This window comes from Amycolatopsis sp. MtRt-6 (genome assembly GCF_017308975.1).
Taxonomy (GTDB): Bacteria; Actinomycetota; Actinomycetes; order Mycobacteriales; family Pseudonocardiaceae; genus Amycolatopsis.
On sequence record NZ_JADWPD010000025.1, the window covers coordinates 62,378 to 84,841 of the forward strand.

Annotated in this window: 1 protein-coding gene and 1 pseudogene; both read left to right on the plus strand. The window is 75.6% G+C overall.

Annotated features, from left to right (window positions below; all coding sequences use genetic code 11):
* Window position 1 precedes the first annotated feature (1 nt).
* A pseudogene (locus tag I4Q55_RS34075) lies at window positions 2-9,046 on the plus strand (type I polyketide synthase); the annotation flags it as partial.
* Window positions 9,046-22,425 carry a type I polyketide synthase gene (locus I4Q55_RS34080; RefSeq protein ID WP_206793891.1) on the plus strand — a complete coding sequence of 4,460 codons (13,380 nt, stop codon included), beginning with the start codon at window positions 9,046-9,048 and terminating at the stop codon, window positions 22,423-22,425. The pseudogene I4Q55_RS34075 and the gene I4Q55_RS34080, both read left to right, overlap by 1 nt.
* Window positions 22,426-22,464: the final 39 nt, after the last annotated feature.

The window sequence follows — 22,464 nt, forward strand, 5'->3', positions numbered from 1 at the left end:
CGTGACCGATGACCAGCAGCTGCTCGACGCGCTGAAGAAGCTGGCCGCCGAGCTGTACACCAGCCGCGAGCGGGTGAAGCAGCTCGAATCCGGGGAGCACGAGCCGATCGCCGTCGTCGGCATGGGCTGCCGCTTCCCGGGCGGGGTCCGGACGCCGGACCAGCTGTGGGACCTCGTGGCCGCGGGTACCGACGCGGTGTCCGGGTTCCCGGCCGACCGCGGCTGGGACACCACCGGCAGCTACGCCCACCAGGGCGGCTTCGTCTACGACGTGGCCGACTTCGACGCCGGGTTCTTCGGGATCTCGCCGCGGGAGGCGCTGGGGATGGACCCCCAGCAGCGGCTGCTCCTGGAGGTGTCCTGGGAGGCGCTCGAACAGGGCGGCATCGACCCGGCGTCGCTGCGCGGCTCGGCGACCGGCGTGTTCGCCGGCGCCTCGACGTCGCGCTACGAGGCCAACCTGCTCGGCATCGACGACGGCGCCGAGGGGTACGTGCTGACCGGCAACGCGATCAGCGTCATCTCCGGCCGCGTCTCCTACACCCTGGGCCTGGAGGGCCCGGCGGTCACCGTGGACACGGCGTGTTCGTCGTCGCTGGTGGCCCTGCACCTCGCCGTGCGGGCGCTGCGGGCGGGGGAGTGCTCGCTCGCGCTGGCCGGCGGGGTCGCCGTGCTCTCCACCGCCGGGGCGTTCGCCGAGTTCTCGAAGCAGCAGGGCATGGCCGCCGACGGCCGCTGCAAGGCGTTCGCCGCCGGGGCCGACGGGATCGGCTGGGGCGAGGGCGCGGGCATGGTCGTGCTGGAACGGCTGTCCGACGCGCACCGCAACGGCCACCGCGTGCTCGCCGTCGTCCGCGGCTCCGCGACCAACCAGGACGGCGCCTCCAACGGGCTTTCGGCCCCGAACGGCCCGTCGCAGCAACGTGTGATCCGCGCCGCGCTCGACGACGCGAAACTGTCCACTTCGGACGTTGATGTTGTCGAAGCACACGGCACCGGAACGTCTTTGGGTGATCCGATCGAGGCGCAGGCGTTGCTCGCGACGTACGGGCAGGACCGTGCCGAGCCGCTGTGGCTGGGCTCGGTGAAGTCGAACATCGGGCACACGCAGACCGCCGCCGGGGTCGCGGGCGTGCTCAAGATGGTCCTCGCGCTGCGGCACGGCGTGCTGCCCCCGACGCTGCACGCCGACGAGCCGACCCCGCAGGTCGACTGGAGCGCGGGGAACGTCCGGCTGCTGCAGGACTCCCGGGACTGGCCGGCTCCCGGCCGCCCGCGTCGCGCGGCGGTGTCGGCGTTCGGGATCAGCGGCACCAACGCCCACGTCGTGCTCGAAGAAGCCCCGGCCGATCCCGCCGTGCCCGAGCGGCAGCCGCTCGTGTCCGGGACCACGGCCTGGGTCGTCTCGGCCCACTCGGCGGCGGCGCTCGCCGGGCAGGCCGGCCGGCTGCGCGAGCACGTCCTGGGCGGCTCGTGGGCGCCGGAGGACATCGGCTGGTCCCTGGGTGCGACGCGGTCGACCTTCGAACACCGCGCGGTCGTCCTCGGCGACGACCTCCCCGCGGGGCTGGCCGCGGTGGCGACGGGGCAGCCGGGTGCCGGTGTGGTGACCGGGGTTGCGGCCACCACGCCCGGGCGCACGGTGTTCGTGTTCCCCGGCCAGGGCAGCCAGTGGATCGGGATGGGCCGCGAGCTGGCCGAAGCGTCCCCGGTGTTCGCGGCCCGGCTGGCGGAGTGCGAAGCTGCGCTCGCGCCTTATGTTTCCCTTGACCTGGGTGGCTCTTCCGGCGCCGCGGACGTCGTGCAGCCGGCGTTGTGGGCGGTGATGGTGTCGCTCGCCGAGGTGTGGCGGGCGGCCGGTGTCGAGCCGGATGCCGTGGTGGGTCACTCGCAGGGCGAGATCGCGGCCGCGGTCGTCTCGGGCGCTTTGTCCCTTGAGGACGGTGCTCGCGTGGTCGCCCTCCGCAGCAAGGCACTGACGGCGCTGGCCGGTCATGGCGGGATGATGTCGGTGGCCGAGCCCGCGTCGGTGGTCCGGGCGCGGATCGAGCCGTGGGGCGCGCGGCTCGCGGTCGCCGCGGTGAACGGCCCGCTGTCCACTGTGGTCTCCGGTGAGCCGGACGCCTTGCGGGAGCTGGCCGAAGCCACCGAAGCCCGGACGCGGGTGATCCCGGTGGACTACGCGTCGCATTCGGCGCAGGTGGACTCTCTGCGGGACGAAATCCTCACGGCGCTGGCCGGGATCACCCCCCGAACGCCCGAGATCCCGATGATCTCGTCCATGACCGGTGCCCCGGCCGGGGAGCTGGCTGCGGTGTACTGGTTCGCGAGCCTGCGCGAGCCGGTGGAGTTCGAACGCGCGATCCGGACCCTCGGCGAGTCGGGGTACGGCGTGTTCGTCGAGACGTCGCCGCACGCCGTGCTCACCGGCGCGATCGCCGACACCCTCGACGACCCGGTGGCCGTCGGCACCCTGCGTCGCGACGACGGTGGCGCGCCCCGGCTCCTGCGGTCGTTCGCCGAAGCCTGGACCCGCGGTGTGCCCGTCGACTGGGCTTCCGTCCTGAGTGGACAGCCGGTCGAGCTGCCCACCTATGCCTTCCAGCGGCAGCGGTTCTGGCCCCGGCCCGCCGTCGCCGCGCAGCCGGAGACCGCCGAGTCCGGGTTCTGGACCGCGGTGGAGAACGGCGACCTCCACGAGCTGGCCGAGACCCTCGAGGTCGACGACGACCGGCTCGGCCCGGTCCTCCCCGCGCTGAAGTCGTGGCGCCGCCGCGAACGCGCCGAGTCGGTCGTCGCGGACTGGCGTTACCACGTCACCTGGGCCCCCGTGCCGGAGCCCGGTGCGGTGCAGTTGTGCGGGACCTGGCTGGTCCTCGGCGACCCGGCCGAGACCGCGCCGGTCGCCGAGGCCCTGACCGCAGGTGGCGCCGAGGTGGTCACCGCAACCGGCGCCGCACCGGCGGCGCTGCCTCCGCTCACCGGGGTGGTGTCCCTGCTGGCCCTCGACGAGCGCCCGGTGAACGGCACGGCGACGGCCGGGCTCGTCGCGACCCTGGACCTGGTCCGGGCCGGGATCGACGCCCCGCTGTGGGTGCTGACCCGCGGTGCCGTGGCGACCGGGCCCGGCGAGCCCGCCGCGCCCGCGCAGGCCCAGGCCTGGGGCCTGGGCCGGGTGGTGGGCCTGGAACACCCCGGACGCTGGGGCGGCCTCGTCGACCTCCCGCCGGCTTGGGACGAACGCACCGGCGCTCGGCTGTGCGCCGTCCTCGCCGGGCGCGAGGACCAGGTCGCGCTCCGCGGCGCCGGCATCCTCGCCCGCCGCCTCGTCCGCGCGCCCGGGCACCGCGCCGGCCCGCGCCGCTGGGCGCCGCGCGGCACCGTCCTGCTCACCGGCGGCACCGGCTCCACCGGGGCGTACGTCGCCCGCTGGCTGGCCGGCCGCGGGGCCGGCCGCGTCGTGCTGACCGGCCGCTCCGGCCCCGCCGCGCCCGGGCTGCCCGCCCTCGCCGCGGACCTCGCGGTCGCCGGGACCCGCGTCGACGTCGTCGCCTGCGACCTCGCCGAGCGGCCCCGGGTCGCCGGCCTGCTGGACCGGATCGCCGCCACCGGACCCGCGCTGACCTCGGTGTTCCACGCGGCCAACACCGGCTACCTGGCCCCGCTGGCCGACACCGACGATGCGGGCTTGGCCACCGCCCTCGGCGCGAAGGCGGCCGGGGCGCGCTGGCTCGACGAGCTGACCACCGACCTCGACGCGTTCGTCCTGTTCTCCTCCATCTCGGCGACCTGGGGCAGCAACGACCACGGCGCCTACGCCGCGGGCAACGCCTACTTGGACGCGCTGGCCGAGGAACGCCGGGCCCGCGGGCTGGCGGGGACGTCGATCGCCTGGGGTGTCTGGGACACCCGTGATTGGGCCGCCGTCGACGCCGCCGCGGACCAGGACCAGGCCGTCACCCCGGCGAAGCTGCTGCGCCAGGGCATCCGCTTCCTCGACCCGGACCAGGCCCTGACCGCGCTGGGCCAGGTCCTCGACGACGACGAGACGTTCATCGCGCTGGCCGACGTCGACTGGACGCGGTTCGCGCCCGTGTTCGGCGCGGCCCGCGAGCGGCCGCTGCTCGACCTGCTCGCCGGAACGCACGCCGCCCCCGCCCCGGCCGAGACCGGGGAAACCGGGGAGCTGGAAGCGCGGCTGACCGGGCTGGACCCGGCCGAGCGGGTGCGCGTCACCGCCGAGCTGGTCCGGCAGCACGCCGCCGCGGTGCTGGGCCACACCTCCGCCGAGGACGTCCCGGCGACGCGGGCGTTCCGCGACCTCGGCTTCGATTCGCTGACGGCGGTGGAGCTGCGGAACCGGCTCACCACGGCGACCGGGCTCAAGCTGCCCTCCACGGTGGTCTTCGACTACCCGAATCCCGCCGCGCTGGCGCGGGAGATCGTCGGGCGGCTCTTCGGAGCGGAGGAAGCCACGCCGGTCACGGCCGGCGGCCCGGCGACGGCGACGGACCCGATCGCCATCGTCGGCATGAGCTGCCGGTACGCCGGTGGCGTCGAGAGCCCGGAAGCGCTGTGGGAGCTCCTGGAGTCCGGCGGTGACGCGATCACCGGGTTCCCGGCCGATCGCGGCTGGGACACCGAAGGCCTGCTCGATCCCGATCCCGACCGCGCGGGCACGACCTATGTCGCCGAAGGCGGCTTCCTGCGTGGTGTCGCCGGGTTCGACGCCGGGTTCTTCGGGATCAACCCCCGCGAGGCCCTGGCCATGGATCCGCAGCAGCGCCTGCTCCTCGAAGTCGCGTGGGAGACGCTCGAACGCGCGGGCATCGACCCGGAAACCGTGCGCGGCACGCCGACCGGCGTCTTCGCCGGCGCCGCCCCGTCCGGCTACGGCGCCGGGCTCGCCGGGGCCGACAGCGGCACCGAGGGGTACGTGATCACGGGCAACACCGGCAGCGTGCTGTCCGGGCGGATCTCTTACACGCTCGGCCTGGAGGGCCCGGCGGTCACCGTCGACACGGCGTGTTCGTCGTCGCTGGTGGCCCTGCACCTGGCGGCGCAGGCGCTGCGGTCGGGCGAGTGCTCGCTGGCCCTCGCCGGTGGCGTGATGGTGATCGCCGACCCGGCCGAGTTCGTCGGCTTCTCGCGGCAGCGCGTCCTCGCCGCCGACGGGCGCTGCAAGGCGTTCGCGGAAGCGGCGGACGGGATGGGGCTGGCCGAGGGCGCGGGCATGGTGCTGCTGGAGCGCCTGTCCGACGCACGCCGGAACGGCCACCCCGTGCTGGCGCTGGTCAAGGGCACCGCGACCAACCAGGACGGCGCTTCGAACGGTCTCACCGCGCCGAACGGGCCGTCGCAGCAGCGGGTGATCCGCGCCGCGCTGGCGAACGCGGGACTGTCCACTTCGGACGTCGACGCGGTCGAGGCGCACGGCACCGGCACCGCGCTGGGCGATCCCATCGAGGCGCAGGCCATCCTCGCCACCTACGGCCAGGACCGGGCGGAGCCGCTGCGGCTGGGGTCGGTCAAGTCGAACATCGGCCACAGCCAGCAGGCGGCGGGGGTGGCGGGGGTGATCAAGATGGTGCTCGCCCTGCGTCACGGGAAACTTCCCGCGACGCTGCACGTGGACGAGCCGTCGTCGCATGTGGACTGGACGTCCGGGAACGTCGAGCTGTTGCGCGAGCCGGTCGAGTGGACGCCGGGTGAGCGGCCGCGGCGGGCCGGGGTGTCGGCGTTCGGGATCAGCGGCACCAACGCCCACGTCATCCTCGAAGAGGCGCCGGAACCCGCGGAACCGGCCGAACCCGTGGCCCGGGCCCTGAGCGGCTCGGCGTGGGTGCTGTCCGCCCGTGACGCCGAAGCCCTGCCCGCGCAGGCCGCGCGGCTGCGCGAACACCTCCTGCGGCACCCGGATCTCGACCCGGCCGACGTCGGCTTCTCGCTGGCCACCACCCGGGCCGCGTTCGACCACCGCGCCGTGATCACCGGCGACCTCTCCGACGGACTCGCCGCCCTGGCGGCCGGGCGATCCGCCGCGGGCGTCGTCACCGGCGTGGCCAAGCCCGGCCGGATCGGGTTCGTCTTCGCCGGGCAGGGCAGTCAACGGGCGGGGATGGGTCGCGAGCTGTATGCGGCGAGTCCGGTGTTCGCGGCGGCGTTCGACGAGGCGTGTGCGCTGGTCGAGGCCGAATTGGAGGTGCCGGTTCGTGAGGTCGTGCTCGGCGAGGGCGAGGACGACCGCGCGGACCAGACGCTGTACGCGCAGACAGGCTTGTTCGCGGTCGAGGTCGGGTTGGTCGCGCTGCTGGCCGCGTGCGGCATCCGGCCGGACGCCGTCGCCGGGCACTCGGTGGGCGAGATCGCGGCGGCGCACGCGGCCGGGGTGCTCAGCCTGGCCGACGCGGCCCGGCTCGTCGCGCACCGGGCCTGGTTGATGCAGGCCCTGCCCGAGGGCGGCGCGATGGCGGCGATCGAGGCGACCGAAGCGGAGATCACCCCGGACCTGGCGGATGTCTCGCTCGCGGCGGTGAACGGCCCGGCCTCGGTGGTGGTCTCGGGTGCCGTCGAAGCCGTCGAGAAGGTCGTGGAGCGGTGGCGCGAGCAGGGACGCCGGGTGCGGCGGCTGCGCGTCAGCCACGCCTTCCACTCCGGCCGGATGGACCCCGTCCTGGACGACCTCGCCGAGGTCGCCGCGGGGCTGACGTACGCGAACCCGCGCGTGCCGTGGGCCGGCGCGCTGACCGGCGCGCTCGTCGAAGCCCCCGACGCCGGGTACTGGCCCGCGCAGGCCCGGCAGGCCGTCCGGTTCGCGGACGCCGTGCAGACCCTGGCCGCCCAAGGCGTCTCGGTCATCTTCGAGATCGGGCCGGACGGCACCCTGTCGTCGATGGGCGCCGGCGTGCTGCCGGCCGCCGCTTTCATCCCGGTGCTGCACAAGGACGTCGTCGTCACCGCCCTCGGCACGGCCTACGCGCACGGCGTCGACGTCGACTGGCGGGCCGTCCTCGGTGGACAGCGGGTCGACCTGCCCACATACGCCTTCCAGCACCGGCACTTCTGGCCCGAGAGCCGGAAAGCGACCGACGACTCCGGGTTCTGGGCCGCGCTCGAGAGCCTCGCGGTCGACCCGGACCGGCCGTTCCGCGAGGTCCTGCCCGAGCTGACGAAGTGGCGGGAAGACGCCGCCGTGGCGGACTGGCGCTACCACGTCACCTGGACGCCGGTCGCCGAACCCGCGCCGGCGGCGCTGTCCGGCACCTGGCTGCTGGCCGGCGAGTCCGCCGAGGTCGAAGCCGCGCTCACCGCCCACGGCGCCGAGGTCGTGACGGCCCGCGAGACCGTGCCGGACGGGGACTACGCCGGGATCGTCTCGGTGCTCGCTCTCGACGAGACCCCGGTCGACGGCTCGCCCGTGCTGACCCGCGGCCTGGCCGCCACCCTGACCCTGGCCCAGACGGTGCGGGAGGGAACGCCGCTGTGGGTGCTGACCCGCGGCGCCGTCGCGGCCACCCCCGGCGAAGGCCCGGCGAACCCCGCCCAGGCGCCGGCCTGGGGCCTGGGCCGGGTGGTCGGCCTGGAGCACCCGGACCGCTGGGGTGGGCTGATCGACCTGCCGTCCACAATGGACGAGCGGGCCGCGGCCCGGCTCGCGGCGGTCCTGGCGGGCACCGGCGAGGACCAGGTCGCGCTGCGGCCGTCCGGCATCCTCGCCCGGCGGCTCGTCCACGCGCCCGCGCCGCGGCCCGGCCGCACCTGGACGCCGTCCGGGACCGTGCTGGTCACCGGGGGCACCGGTGGCATCGGCGGGCACGTCGGCCGCTGGCTCGCCGGACGGCGCACGCCGCGGCTGGTGCTCACCAGCCGGTCCGGTCCCGCCGCCGCCGGGGTGGCGGAGCTGGCGGCCGAGCTGGCCGGGCAGGGCAGCGCGGTCGACGTCCTGGCGAGTGACACCGCCCGCCGCGCCGACGTCGCCGGGGTCCTGGCGCGGATCGGCCCGGACCTCACCGCCGTCGTGCACGCCGCGGGCATCGGGCAGGGCATCGCGGTCGCCGACCTCGACCCGGCCGGGCTCGCGGACTCCCTCGCGGGCAAGGCCGCCGGGGCGGTCTGGCTCGACGAGCTGACCGGCGACCTCGACGCGTTCGTGCTGTTCTCGTCGATCTCGGCGACCTGGGGCAGCGCGCTGCAGCCCGGGTACGCCGCCGCGAACGCCTTCCTCGACGCGCTCGCCGAGGCCCGCCGGGCCCGCGGCGCGGTCGCCACCTCGGTCGCCTGGGGTGTGTGGGGCGGTGCCGGGATGGGCGGCGGCGAGGCGGGGGAGAAGCTGAGCCGGTTCGGGGTCCGGGCGATGGACCCGCGGCTCGGCATCCGGGCACTGGCCCAGGCCGTCGACGCGGACGAGACCGCGGTGGCGGTCGCCGACGTCGACTGGCCCGCCTTCGCGCCGACGTTCACCCTGCGCCGGCCCAGCCCGCTGCTGACCTCGGTGCCGGAGGCGGTGGCCGCGCTGGCCGAGCCCGTCCCGGCCGGCGACGGCGGCCTGGCCGGACGGCTGGCCGGGCTCGCGCGGGCAGACCAGGACCGGCTGCTGGCCGAACTGGTCCGCACCGAGGCCGCCGCCGCGCTCGGGCACTCCGGCACCGGCGCGGTCGACGCCGACCGCCCGTTCGGGGACCTCGGCTTCGACTCGCTCACCGCGGTCGAGCTGCGCAACCGGCTCGGCGCGGCCACGGGCCTCACCCTGCCCGCGACGCTGGTCTTCGACCACCCCACCGCCGCCGCGCTCGCCGCGTACCTGCGGGCCGAGCTGGCCGGCGAAGAAGAAGCCGGGCCGGGCGCGCTGTTCGCCGGGCTGGACCGCCTGGAGGCCGGGCTGGCCGGGGTCGACGACCCGGCCGTGCGCGAGGACGTCGGCCGCCGCCTGCGCGGCATCCTCGCCGGCCTGGACCGCGACCCGGGGGCGGGGACCGCGATCGCGTTCGATTCGGCCACCCCCGGCGAAGTGTTCGATTTCCTCGACAAGGAGTTCGGGAGCCTGTGATGGAGAGTCAGGAAAAGCTCTTCGACTACCTCAAGAAGGCGTCGGCCGAGCTCCAGGAAACCCGCAATCGGTTGCGCCGCAAGGAAGCCGCCGAGCACGAGCCGATCGCGATCGTCGGCATGGGCTGCCGGCTGCCCGGCGGCGTGCGGAGCCCGGAAGACCTGTGGTCGCTGGTGGACTCGGGCACCGATGCCGTGTCCGGGTTCCCGGCCGACCGCGGCTGGGACCTCGGCGACGGCTATGCCCACCAGGGCGGGTTCGTCCACGACGCGGCCGAGTTCGACGCCGGGTTCTTCGAGATCTCCCCGCGCGAGGCCCTCGCCATGGACCCGCAGCAGCGCATGCTGCTCGAAGTCACCTGGGAGGCCCTGGAACGCGCCGGGATCGACCCGGCGGGGCTGAAGGGCTCCCGGACCGGGGTGTTCGCCGGTGCGGCGTCGTCGGGCTACGGCAACGTCCTCCTCGAGGACCCCAGCGGCGCCGAGGGCTACCTGATGACCGGCAACGCCGCCAGCGTGATCTCCGGCCGCGTGTCCTACGCCCTGGGCCTCGAAGGTCCCGCGGTCACGGTGGACACGGCGTGCTCGTCGTCGCTGGTCGCCCTCCACCTGGCGGTGCAGGCCCTGCGCAACCGCGAATGCGGTCTGGCACTGGCCGGCGGCGTCACGGTGATGGCCACCGCCGGCACGTTCGCGGACTTCGCCCGGCAGAACGGCCTGGCGGCCGACGGCCGGTGCAAGTCGTTCTCGGCCGGCGCCGACGGCACGAGCTGGGCCGAGGGTGCCGGGGTGCTGGTGGTCGAGCGGCTCTCGGATGCGCGGCGCAACGGGCACCGGGTGCTGGCCGTGGTCACGGGCACGGCGGTGAACCAGGACGGGGCGTCGAACGGCCTGACCGCGCCCAACGGGCCGTCGCAGCAGCGCGTGATCCGCTCCGCGCTGGCCGCCGCCCGGGTGAGCGCCGAGCAGGTCGACGTCGTCGAGGCCCACGGCACCGGCACCACGCTCGGCGACCCGATCGAGGCCCAGGCCGTGCTCGCCACCTACGGCCAGAACCGGGAGACCCCGCTGTGGCTGGGGTCCCTCAAGTCCAACCTCGGCCACGCTCAGCAGGCAGCGGGCGTGGCCGGGGTCATCAAGATGGTCCTCGCCCTGCGGCACGGTTCGCTGCCGCGGACGTTGCACGTCTCCGAGCCGACCCCGCACGTCGACTGGTCCGCGGGCAACGTTGCGCTCCTGCGGGAGCCGGTGGCGTGGCCGGCGGGCGACCGGCCGCGGCGGGCCGGGGTGTCGGCGTTCGGCATGAGCGGCACCAACGCGCACGTGATCGTCGAGGACGCGCCCGCCTTCGACGACGCGCCCGCCGAACCGCGGCAGCCGGTGGTCACCACCGGCGCGACGCCGTGGCTCCTTTCCGGGCGCACCGCCCCCGCGCTCGCCGCCCAGGCCGGCCGGCTGCGCGAGCACCTCCTCGCCCACCCGGACCTGGACCCGGCCGACGTCGCCTGGTCACTGGCCACGACCCGGTCCGCGTTCGGCCACCGGGCGGTCGTGCTCGACGGCGACCTGGCCGCCGCCGCGGCCGGACGGCCCGCGCCCGGCCTGGTCACCGGCAGGGCCGGGGCCGCGGGCCGGACGGTGTTCGTGTTCCCCGGCCAGGGCAGCCAGTGGCTCGGGATGGGCCGGGAGCTGGCCGAGTCGTGTCCGGTGTTCGCGGCACGGCTGGCGGAGTGCGCCGCGGCCTTGTCGCCCTATGTGAACCTCGATCTGGATGACCTGGATTCCGCGGATGTGGTGCAGCCGGCGTTGTGGGCGGTGATGGTGTCGCTGGCCGAGGTCTGGCGGGCGGCCGGTGTCGCGCCGGACGCGGTGGTGGGTCACTCGCAGGGTGAGATCGCGGCGGCGGTGGTGTCGGGTGCGTTGTCCCTTGAGGACGGTGCTCGGGTGGTGGCTCTCCGCAGCAAGGTTCTGACGGCGTTGGCCGGGCACGGCGGGATGCTGTCGGTGGCCGAACCGGCGGAGGCTGTCCGGGAACGGATTGCTCCGTGGGGTGACCGGTTGTCGGTGGCCGCGGTGAACGGTCCGCAGTCCACTGTGGTCTCGGGTGAGCCGGAGGCGTTGCGGGAGCTGGCGGACAGCGCGGATGTCCGGACCCGGATGATTCCGGTGGACTACGCCTCGCACTCGGCGCAGGTCGATGCGCTGCGCGAGGATATCCTGCGCGTTCTCGACGGGATCTCCCCGCGGGACGCGGAGATCCCGATGGTGTCGGCGATGACCGGCGAGTGGCTGGCCGGGCCCGAGCTGGACCCGGCCTACTGGGCGGCCAGCCTGCGCGAGCCGGTGGAGTTCGAACGCGCGGTCCGCGTCCTGGGCGAGAGCGGTCACGGCGTGTTCGTCGAGACCTCGCCGCACGCGGTGCTCACCACCGCGATCGCCGACACCCTGGACGGCGCGGTGGCCGTCGGGACCCTCCGCCGCGACGACGGCGGCGCCGACCGCCTGATCCGGTCGTTCGCCGAAGCCTGGACCCGCGGGGTCCCCGTCGGCTGGCCCACCCTCCTCAGTGGACAGATCGTCGACCTGCCCACCTATGCCTTCCAGCACGAACGCTACTGGCCCGAACGCGAGATCACGCCCGACGACACCTGGCGCTACCAGGTCACCTGGGCACCCGTCCCCGAGCCCGCGACCGCCACGCTGTCCGGCACCTGGCTGCTCGCCGGGGACTCCGCCGAGATCGCGGACGCCCTGCGCAGCCACGGCGCGGACGTCGTCACGGCGTCCTTGGATGACCTCCCGGCCGGGGACTACGCGGGCGTGGTCGCGCACGGCGACGACCTGGCGACCACTCTCCGCCTGGTCCAGGCCGGGATCGACGCGCCGCTGTGGGTGCTGACCCGCGGCGCCGCCCCCGGCGACGGCCCGGTGTCGCCGGAGCAGGCCCAGGTGTGGGGCTTCGGCCGGGTAGCCGCCCTGGAGCACCCGGAACGCTGGGGTGGGCTGCTCGACCTCCCGGCCGTCTGGGACGACCGCGCCGCCACCCGGCTGTGCGCGGTCCTCTCCGCCGGGCACGAGGACCAGGTCGCGCTGCGGCCGTCGGGCGTCCTGGCCCGCCGCCTGGTCCGGGCGCCCGAACCGCGGGAACAGCGGCGGTTCGAGCCGTCCGGGACCGTCCTGATCACCGGCGGCACCGGCGCCATCGGCGGCCACACCGGCCGCTGGCTCACCGGCCGCGGTGCCACGAGCCTGGTGCTGACCAGCCGGTCCGGTCCTGCGGCGGCCGGTGTGCCCGCGCTGGTGGCGGACCTGGCCGCCCGCGGGGCTGCGGTGGACGTCATTGCCTGCGATGTCGCCGAACGGCCGCAGGTGGCCGCGCTGCTCGACCGGGTCGGTCCCGGCCTGTCGACGGTGGTGCACGCGGCGGGTGTCGGCGAGGGCGGCCCGATCGCCGGAACGACGTTCGCGGATCTCGCCTCGGCGACCATGGCGAAGGTCCGGGGCGCCCGCTGGCTGGACGAACTCACCACCGGCCTCGACGCGTTCGTGCTGTTCTCCTCGGGTGCCGCGATCTGGGGCAGCGGCGGGCTTTCCGGGTACGCGGCGGGCAACGCGTACCTCGACGCGCTCGCCGAGGCCCGCCGGGCCCGCGGGCTGGCGGCGACGTCCGTGGCCTGGGGACTCTGGGGCGGCGGCGGCATGGTCGGCGGGGCCGCCGGCGAGCAGCTGCGCGGCCTCGGCATGCGCGTCATGGCCCCCGAACGCGGGATCGAGGCCCTGGCCCAGGTTCTGGACGCGGACGAGACCACGATGATCGTCGCGGACATCGACTGGGCGAAGTTCGCCCCCACGTTCACCCTGCGCCGCCCGAGCCCGCTCGTCGCCGGGCTGCCCGAGGTCAAGGCCGCCCTGGCGGTGGACACCGCCGCGGAGCCGGAGAGCGAACTCGGCCGCCGGCTGGCCGGGCTGTCGCGCGCCGACCAGGACCGGCTGCTGACCGACCTCGTGCGGGCGGAAGCCGCGGCGGTGCTCGGCCACGCGACCGCCGACACGCTCGAACCGCGGCGGGCGTTCAAGGAACTCGGGTTCGACTCGCTGACCGCCGTCGAGCTGCGCAACCGGCTCACCGCCGCCACCGGGCTCGGCCTGCCGTCCACGCTCGTCTTCGACTACCCGAACGCCGCCGCGCTCGCCGAGTTCCTCGGCCGCCGGCTCACCGGCACCGAAACGCGGGCGGCGGCCACCGTCGCCGCCGCGAGCGACGAGCCACTGGCCATCGTCGGCATGGGCTGCCGCTTCCCCGGCGGTGTCACCGGCCCCGAGCAGCTGTGGGACCTCCTCGCCGCCGGCACGGACGCGATCGCCGGTTTCCCGGCCGATCGCGGCTGGGAAAGCCTCGAAGCCACCTACGGCCACGACGACGTCGAGTACGTCCGCCAGGGCGGGTTCGTCTACGACGCCGCCGAGTTCGACGCCGGGTTCTTCGGGATCTCCCCGCGCGAGGCCGTCGCGATGGACCCGCAGCAGCGCATGCTCCTCGAAGTCGCCTGGGAGACCCTGGAAGCGGCCGGTATCGACCCCGCCGCCCTGCGCGGCTCGGCCACCGGTGTCTTCGCCGGTGCCACCCACTCCGGGTACGGGATGGGCGTCGCGGGCGGCGACCGCGGCTCCGAGGGCTACCTGATGACCGGCGGCCTGACCGCGGTGATCTCCGGCCGCATCTCCTACACGCTCGGCCTCGAAGGCCCGGCCGTCACCGTCGACACGGCGTGCTCGTCGTCGCTGGTCGCGCTGCACCTGGCCGCCCAGTCGCTGCGATCGGGCGAGTGCTCGCTGGCTCTCGCGGGCGGGGTCGCCGTGCTCGCGACGCCCGGGGCGTTCCTGGAGTTCTCCCAGCAGGGCGGCATGGCCGCCGACGGCCGCTGCAAGGCGTTCGCCGCCGGAGCCGACGGCATCGGCTGGGGTGAGGGCGCGGGCATGGTCCTGCTGGAGCGCCTGTCCGACGCCCACCGCAACGGGCACGAAGTCCTGGCCGTCATCCGCGGCACCGCGAGCAACCAGGACGGTGCCTCCAACGGCCTCGCCGCCCCGAACGGCCCGTCGCAGCAGCGGGTGATCCGGGCCGCGCTCGCCGACGCCGGTCTGTCCGCTCAGGACGTCGACGCGGTCGAGGCGCACGGCACCGGGACGGCCCTGGGCGACCCGATCGAGGCCAATGCCCTCGTTCAGACCTATGGCCAGGACCGCGACGAGCCGCTGTGGCTGGGGTCGGTGAAGTCGAACATCGGGCACACGCAGACCGCGGCCGGGGTGGCCGGGATCATCAAGATGGTCCAGGCCCTGCGGCACGGCGAACTGCCCCGCACGCTGCACGTCGCCGAGCCGTCGCCCGAGGTCGACTGGAGTGCCGGGAACGTCCGGCTGCTCACCGAGCCGGTGGCCTGGCCCGCCGGGGACCGGCCGCGCCGCGCGGGTGTGTCGGCGTTCGGCGTCAGCGGCACGAACGTGCACGTCATCGTCGAAGAGGCCCCGGAACCACCCGCGGCTCCGGAACCGGCGCCGCCGCTGGTGACCGCCCCGGCGTGGGTCGTGACCGGCCGCACCGGCGAAGGCCTGGCCGCCCAGGCGGGCCGCCTGCGCGAACACGTCCTGGCCCGGCCCGCCGAGGACGTCGCCTGGTCCCTGGTGACGACGCGGCCGGTGTTCGAGCACCGGGCCGTGGTGACCGGCGGCGACCTCGCCGCGGGCCTGGCCGCGGTCGCGACCGGGCAGCCCGCCCCCGGCGTCGTGACCGGCGCGGTCACCCCCGCCGCGGCCGGCCGCGTCACGTTCGTCTTCCCGGGCCAGGGCAGCCAGTGGGCCGGGATGGGCCGCGAATTGGCGGAGTCGTGCCCGGTGTTCGCGGCGCGGCTGGCCGAGTGCGCGGCGGCCCTGTCGCCCTACGTATCCCTTGATTTGGATGATCTGGACTCTGCGGACGTGGTGCAGCCCGCGTTGTGGGCGGTGATGGTCTCCCTCGCCGAGGTCTGGCGTGCTGCCGGTGTCGTGCCCGACGCGGTGGTGGGTCACTCCCAGGGTGAGATCGCGGCGGCGGTGGTGGCGGGCGCACTGTCCCTTGAGGACGGTGCTCGCGTGGTCGCGTTGCGCAGCAAGGTGCTGACCGCGTTGGCGGGTCATGGCGGCATGATGTCGGTCGCCGAAGCCGCGGACGCGGTCCGGGAGCGGATCAAGCCGTGGGGCTCTCGGCTGTCGGTCGCGGCGGTGAACGGCCCTCAGTCCACTGTGGTCTCCGGAGAACCGGAAGCATTGCGGGAACTGGCCGAAGCCGCGGATGTCCGGACCCGGATCATCCCGGTGGACTACGCCTCCCACTCCGCCCAGGTCGATGCCCTGCGGGACGAAATCATCTCGGTACTGCAGGGAATTTCCCCACGAGAAGCGGAGATCCCGATGGTGTCGGCCATGACCGGCGAGTGGATCACCGGTCCCGAGCTGGACCCGGCCTACTGGGCGGCCAGCCTCCGCGAACCCGTCGAATTCGAACGGGCGATCCGCGTCCTGGGCGAGCGGGGGCACCGCGTGTTCGTCGAGACGTCCCCGCACCCGGTCCTGACCGGCGCCATCGCCGACACCCTCGAGGACCCGGTCGTCACCGGCACCCTCCGCCGCGCCGACGGCAGCGCCCAGCGGCTGCTCACCTCCTTCGGTGAGGCCTTCGTCCGCGGCGTGCCGGTCGGCTGGGCCGCCGTCCTCGGCGGCGGCACCCGGACCCCGCTGCCCACCTACGCCTTCCGGCGCCGCCGGTTCTGGCCCGACGAGCCGGCCCGCCCGGCCGCGGACCCGGCCGAGTCCCGCTTCTGGGCGGCGGTCGACCGCGGCGACACCGCCGAGCTGGCCGGGCTCCTCGACGTCGGCGGCACCGGGCTCGACGACGTCCTCCCCGCACTGGCCGCCTGGCGCCGCCGCGAACGAACCGGCTCCACCGTCGCGGACTGGCGCTACCGGATCACCTGGACCCCGGTGCCGGAGACCCCCGCCGTGGTCACCGGCACCTGGCTCGTGGCCGGGGACGCGCCCGAAGCCCGCGACACCGCCCGGGCGCTGGCCGACCGCGGCGCCGACGTCGTCACCCTCGGCACGGGCGACCACGACCGCGTGACCCTCGCCGGGATCCTGCGCGCGCTGGTGACCGGCCCGGTCGCCGGGGTGGTCTCGGCGCTCGCCCTCGACGAGTCGCCGCTGCCCGGCTTCCCGGCCGTCCCGCGCGGCGCCGCGGGCACCCTCGGCCTCATCCAGGCCCTCGGCGACGCCGGGATCGGCGCCCCGCTGTGGGTGCTCACCCGCGGCGCGGTCGCCACCACCCCCGGCGAGCCGCTGACCAGCCCCGTCCAGGCCCAGGCCTGGGGACTCGGCCGGGTCGCCGGGCTCGAGTACGCCGGCCGCTGGGGCGGGCTGGTCGACCTGCCGGGGCAGTGGGACGAGCGCACGGCCGCCCGGGTCTGCGCGGCCCTGACCGGCGCCGAGGACCAGATCGCCGTCCGGCCGGGCGGGGTGTTCGCCCGCCGCCTGGTCCGGTCCGCGCCCCGCCGCGCGACCGGCTCGTGGCGGCCCGGCGGCACGGTGCTGCTGACCGGCGGCACCGGTTCGATCGGTGGCCGGGTCGGCACCTGGCTGGCCGGCCGCGGCGCCGAACGGGTCGTGCTGACCAGCCGGTCCGGGCCGTCGGCCGGCGGAATCGCCGTCCTGGCCGCGGAAATCGCCGACGGCGGCGCGCAGGTCGACGTCGTCAGCTGCGACAGCGCCGACCGCGCGCAGCTCGCGGGCCTGCTCGACACGATCGGCCGGACCGGGCCCGCGCTCAGCTCGGTGCTGCACTCGGCGAGCACCGCCTACGTGACCCCGCTCGACGACACCAGCGTCGAAGGCCTCTCGGTGGCCCTGGGCGCGAAGGCGGCCGGGGCGCGCTGGCTCGACGAGCTGACCGCGGATCTCGACCTGGACGCGTTCGTCTTGTTCTCCTCGATTTCGGCGACCTGGGGCAGCAACGACCACGGCGCCTATGCCGCGGGCAACGCCTACCTCGACGCCCTCGCTGAGGACCGCCGGTCCCGTGGCCTGCCCGGAACGTCGATCGCCTGGGGTGTCTGGGACACCCGCGACTGGGCCGCCGTCGACGCGCTCCTCGAAGAACGCCCCGGCAGCGTCACCCCGGCCCGGCTGGTCCGGCAGGGGATGAACTTCCTCGACCCCGATCGCGCCCTCACCGCGCTGGGCCAGGTCCTCGACGACGACGAGACGTTCATCGCGCTGGCCGACGTCGACTGGGCGCGGTTCGCCCCGGTGTTCACCGCCGCCCGCGAACGGCCGCTGCTGGACCTGATCCCCGAAGCGCACGAGTCCGAAGCGGACATCCCGGCGGCGACCGGGGAACTGGCCGCGAAGCTCGCCGGGCTGGCTGCGTCCGAGCAGGTGCGCGTCACCGCCGAGCTGGTGCGGCAGCACGCCGCCGCGGTGCTGGGCCACACGTCCGCCGGCGACGTCCCGGCCGCGCGGGCGTTCCGCGATCTGGGCTTCGACTCGCTGACGGCGGTGGAACTGCGCAACCGGCTCAACACGGCAACCGGGCTGAAGCTGCCGTCCACCGTGGTCTTCGACTACCCGGCTCCCGACGTGCTGGCCCGCGAGATCGTCGGGCGGCTGGTCGGCACGGCCGAGCCGGCCCCGGTCAGCACCGGTGGCCCGGTCACGGAGACCGACCCGGTCGTCATCGTCGGCATGGGCTGCCGGTACGCCGGGGGCGTCGAGAGCCCGGAAGCGCTCTGGGAGCTCCTGGAGGCCGGCGGCGACGCGATCACCGCGTTCCCGCCCGACCGCGGCTGGGACACCGAGGGCCTGTTCGACCCCGACCCCGACAACCCCGGTACGTCGTACGTCTCGCAGGGCGGCTTCCTGCGCGGTGTCGCCGGGTTCGACGCGGGCTTCTTCGGGATCTCGCCGCGGGAAGCACTGGCCATGGACCCGCAGCAGCGGTTGCTGCTGGAGATCGCCTGGGAGACCGTCGAACGCGCGGGCATCGACCCGGCGTCGCTGCGCGGGACGGCCACCGGGGTGTTCGCCGGGGCGGCGCCGTCCGGCTACCTCGGCGCGGGCGAGTTCGAGGGCGTCGAAGGGCACCTCATCACCGGCAACACCGGCAGCGTGCTGTCCGGCCGGATCTCCTACACGCTCGGCCTGGAAGGCCCGGCCGTCACCATCGACACGGCGTGCTCGTCGTCGCTGGTCGCCCTGCACCTGGCCGCCCAGGCCCTGCGCTCGGGGGAGTGTTCCCTCGCCCTGGCCGGCGGTGTCCTGGTGATGGCCGACCCGGCCGAGTTCGTCGGCTTCTCGCGGCAGCGCGTCCTCGCCGCCGACGGCCGCTGCAAGGCCTTCGCCGCCGCGGCGGACGGCATGGGCATGGCCGAAGGCGCCGGGATGGTGCTGCTGGAACGGCTTTCCGACGCGCGTCGCCACGGCCACGAGGTCCTCGCGGTCCTCCGCGGCAGCGCGACCAACCAGGACGGCGCGTCGAACGGCCTCACCGCCCCGAACGGGCCGTCGCAGCAGCGGGTGATCCGGGCCGCGCTGGCGAACGCCGGTCTGTCCACTTCGGACGTCGACGTCGTGGAGGCGCACGGCACCGGGACCGCGCTGGGTGACCCCATCGAGGCCCAGGCGCTGCTCGCGACGTACGGGCAGGACCGCGCCGAACCACTGTGGCTGGGCTCGGTGAAGTCCAACATCGGGCACAGCCAGCAGGCTGCGGGGGTGGCCGGGGTGATCAAGATGGTGCTCGCCCTGCGTCACGGGAAACTCCCCGCGACGCTGCACGTGGACGAACCGTCGCCGCACGTGGACTGGACGTCCGGGAACGTCGAACTGCTGCGCGAGCCGGTCGAGTGGACGCCGGGCGAGCGGCCACGGCGGGCCGGGGTGTCCGCGTTCGGCATCAGCGGCACCAACGCCCACGTCGTCCTCGAAGAAGCTCCCGGCCCGGAGCCCGAGGACACCACGCCGGAAGCCCCGGTGCTGGCGGGCACGGCGTGGCCGGTTTCGGCCCGGTCGGCCGAGGCACTGGCCGAGCAGGCCGCGCGGCTGCGCGAGTTCGTCCTCGCCCACCCGGACCTCGACCCGGCCGACGTCGGCTTCTCCCTGGCCACCACCCGGACCGCGTTCGAGCACCGCGCGGTGGTGACCGGCGACGTCCTCGCCGGGCTGGCCGCGCTGGCCGACGGCCGGTCGGCGGCGAGCGTGGTCACCGGAACCGTGCCCGCCGCGGGCGCCGGCCGGATCGGGTTCCTGTTCGCCGGGCAGGGCAGCCAGCGCGCCGGGATGGGTCGCGAGCTGTATGCGGCGAGCCCGGTGTTCGCGGCGGCGTTCGACGAGGCCATCGCGCTGGTCGAGGCCGAGCTGGAGCTGCCGGTTCGTGAGGTCGTGCTCGGCGAGGGCGAGGACGACCGCGCGGACCAGACGCTCTACGCGCAGACAGGCTTGTTCGCGGTCGAGGTCGGTCTCGTCGCGCTGCTGGCCGCGTGCGGTATCCGGCCGGACGCCGTCGCCGGGCACTCGGTGGGCGAGATCGCCGCGGCGCACGCCGCCGGAGTCCTGACGCTCCCGGACGCCGCCCGCCTGGTGGCCCACCGGGCGCGGTTGATGCAGGCCCTGCCCGAGGGCGGCGCGATGGCGGCGATCGAGGCGACCGAAGCGGAGATCACCCCGGATCTGGCGGATGTCTCGCTCGCGGCGGTGAACGGGCCGTCGTCCGTGGTCGTCTCGGGCGCCGCCGGCGAGGTCGACGCCGTCGTCGAGCGGTGGCGGGAACGCGGGCGCCGGGTGCGGCGGCTGCGCGTCAGCCATGCTTTCCACTCGCACCTGATGGACCCGGTCCTGGACGACCTCGCCGAGGTCGCCGCCGGGCTGACGTACGCGAGCCCGCGCGTGCCGTGGGTCGGTGCGCTGGCCGGAGCCCCCGTCGAGGCACCCGACGCGGCGTACTGGCCCGCACAGGCGCGGGCGGCGGTGCGGTTCGGCGCCGCGGTCGAAGCCCTGGCCGCCCAAGGGGTCTCGGTGTTTCTCGAGATCGGCCCGGACGGCACCCTGTCGGCGCTGGCCCCGGCCTCCTGCCCGGACGGCGCGTTCGTGCCGGTCCTGCGCAAGGACACCCCGGTGGTGACCGGGCTCGCGCAGGCCTACGTGCGCGGGGTGGCCGTCGACTGGACCGCCGTCTCCCGCGGCCGCCGGATCTCCCTGCCCACCACGGTGTTCCGGCACCAGCGGTTCTGGCCGAAGCCCGCGGCCCCGGCCGCGCCCGCCGGCGACTCCGCGTTCTGGACCGCCGTCGAGCAGGGCGACCTGCGGCGCGTCACGGACGCCCTGGCCGTCGGCGGCGACCAGCCGCTGCGCGAGGTGCTCCCGGCGCTGGCCGCCTACCGCCGCCGCGAACGGGACGCCTCCGCCGTCGCCGGCTGGCGGTACCGCGTCGGCTGGGAACCCCTCGCCGAGCCCGGCCCGGCCGCGCCCACCGGCACCTGGCTCGTCGTCGCCGACCCGGCCCGCGCCACGGAAGACTGCCTGCGGGCCTTGTCCGGAGCCCGGACCGTGCTCGTCGAGACGACGGCGACCGACCGGACCGAACTGGCCGAAGCACTCGCCGGGGTCGTCGAAGACGTCACCGGCGTCGTGGCCCTGCCCGCCGCGGGCGGGACCGGTGCGGTGCCCCCGGGCGTGGCGACGACCCTCGCCCTGATCCAGGCGCTCGGCGACCTCGACGTCACCGCGCCGCTGTGGGTGCTCACCACCGGCGCGGTCGCCTCCGCTCCCGGCGAACCGGTCGCCGACCCGGCCCAGGCGCAGATCTGGGGCCTCGGGCGGGTCGTCGGCCTGGAACACCCGGACCGCTGGGGCGGGCTCGCCGACCTGCCGTCCACAGTGGACGAGACGGCGGTGGCCCGGCTGCGCGCGGTCCTGGCCGGCACCGGGGAGGACCAGGTCGCGATCCGGCCCGGCGGCGTCTTCGGACGGCGGCTGCACCACGCGCCGGTCCCGGCCCGCACCCGGCCCTGGACACCGCGGGGCAGCGTGCTCGTCACCGGCGGCACGGGTGGTCTCGGCGGGCACGTCGGCCGCTGGCTGGCCGGCCGCGGTGCCCCGCACGTGGCGCTCACCAGCCGCCGCGGCCCCGGCGCGGACGGCGTGGCCGCCCAGGCCGCCGAACTGGCCGGGCTGGGCACCGCCGTCGACGTCTTCGCCTGCGACGCCGCCGACCGCGGGCACCTCGCGGCGGTCCTGGACCGGCTGCCCGGCCTGACCGCCGTCGTGCACGCGGCCGGCCTCGGCCAGGTCACGCCGACCGCCGAAACCACGCTCGCCGAACACGAGCACGTCGTCGCGGCCAAGGTCGACGGCGCCCGCTGGCTCGACGAGCTCACCACGGACCTCGACGCGTTCGTGCTGTTCTCCTCCATCGCCGCCACCTGGGGCAGCGCGCGGCAACCGGCCTACGCGGCCGGCAATGCCGCCCTCGACGCCCTCGCGGTGAACCGCCGCACTCGCGGGCTCGCCGCCACCTCGGTGGCGTGGGGCATGTGGGCGGGCGCGGGCATGGGTGCCGGCGGCGAGGAGTTCGCGCGCCGGGGCCTGCGCATGATGGACACGCGGCACGCGATCACCGCGCTGGCGCAGGCGGTCGACGCGGGCGAAGCGACGCTCACCGTCGCGGACGTCGACTGGGCCCGGTTCGCCCCCGCGTTCACGATGCGCCGCCCGAGCCCGCTCCTCGCGGCCCTGCCCGAGGTGCAGGCAGCGCTGGCGCCGGACACCCCGGTCGCCGACGGCGGGTTCGCGCGGCGGCTCGACGGCCTCACCCCCGCGGAGCAGGACCGGCTGCTGGCCGAGCTGGTCCGCACCGAAGCCGCGGCCGCGCTCGGCCACGACGACGCGGCGGAGGTCGAGCCGGACCGGGCGTTCAAGGACCTCGGCTTCGACTCGCTGACCGCGATCGAGCTGCGCAACCGGCTCGGCGCGGCGACCGGCCTCGCCCTCCCGGCGACGCTGGTCTTCGACCACCCCGCCCCGGCCGCGCTGGCCGCGTTCCTGCGGGCGGAACTGCTCGGCGACCCCGGCGAGGCCGGGCTCACCGAGGAACTGGACCGGTTCGAGGCCCTGCTGGCCGGCGCGGCGCCGGACGAGCAGACCCACGAGCTGGTCGCGGCCCGCCTGCAGCGGGTCCTCGCGCGGTGGACCGAAAGCCGGTCCGGCGGCGAACGGGTCACGCGGCGGATCGAGGCCGCGTCCGACGACGAGATGTTCGAGTTCATCCACCGGGAACTCGGCCGGTCCGAATAACGGACAGGCAACCGGTGCAGCGACGGCGAATGAGGATGC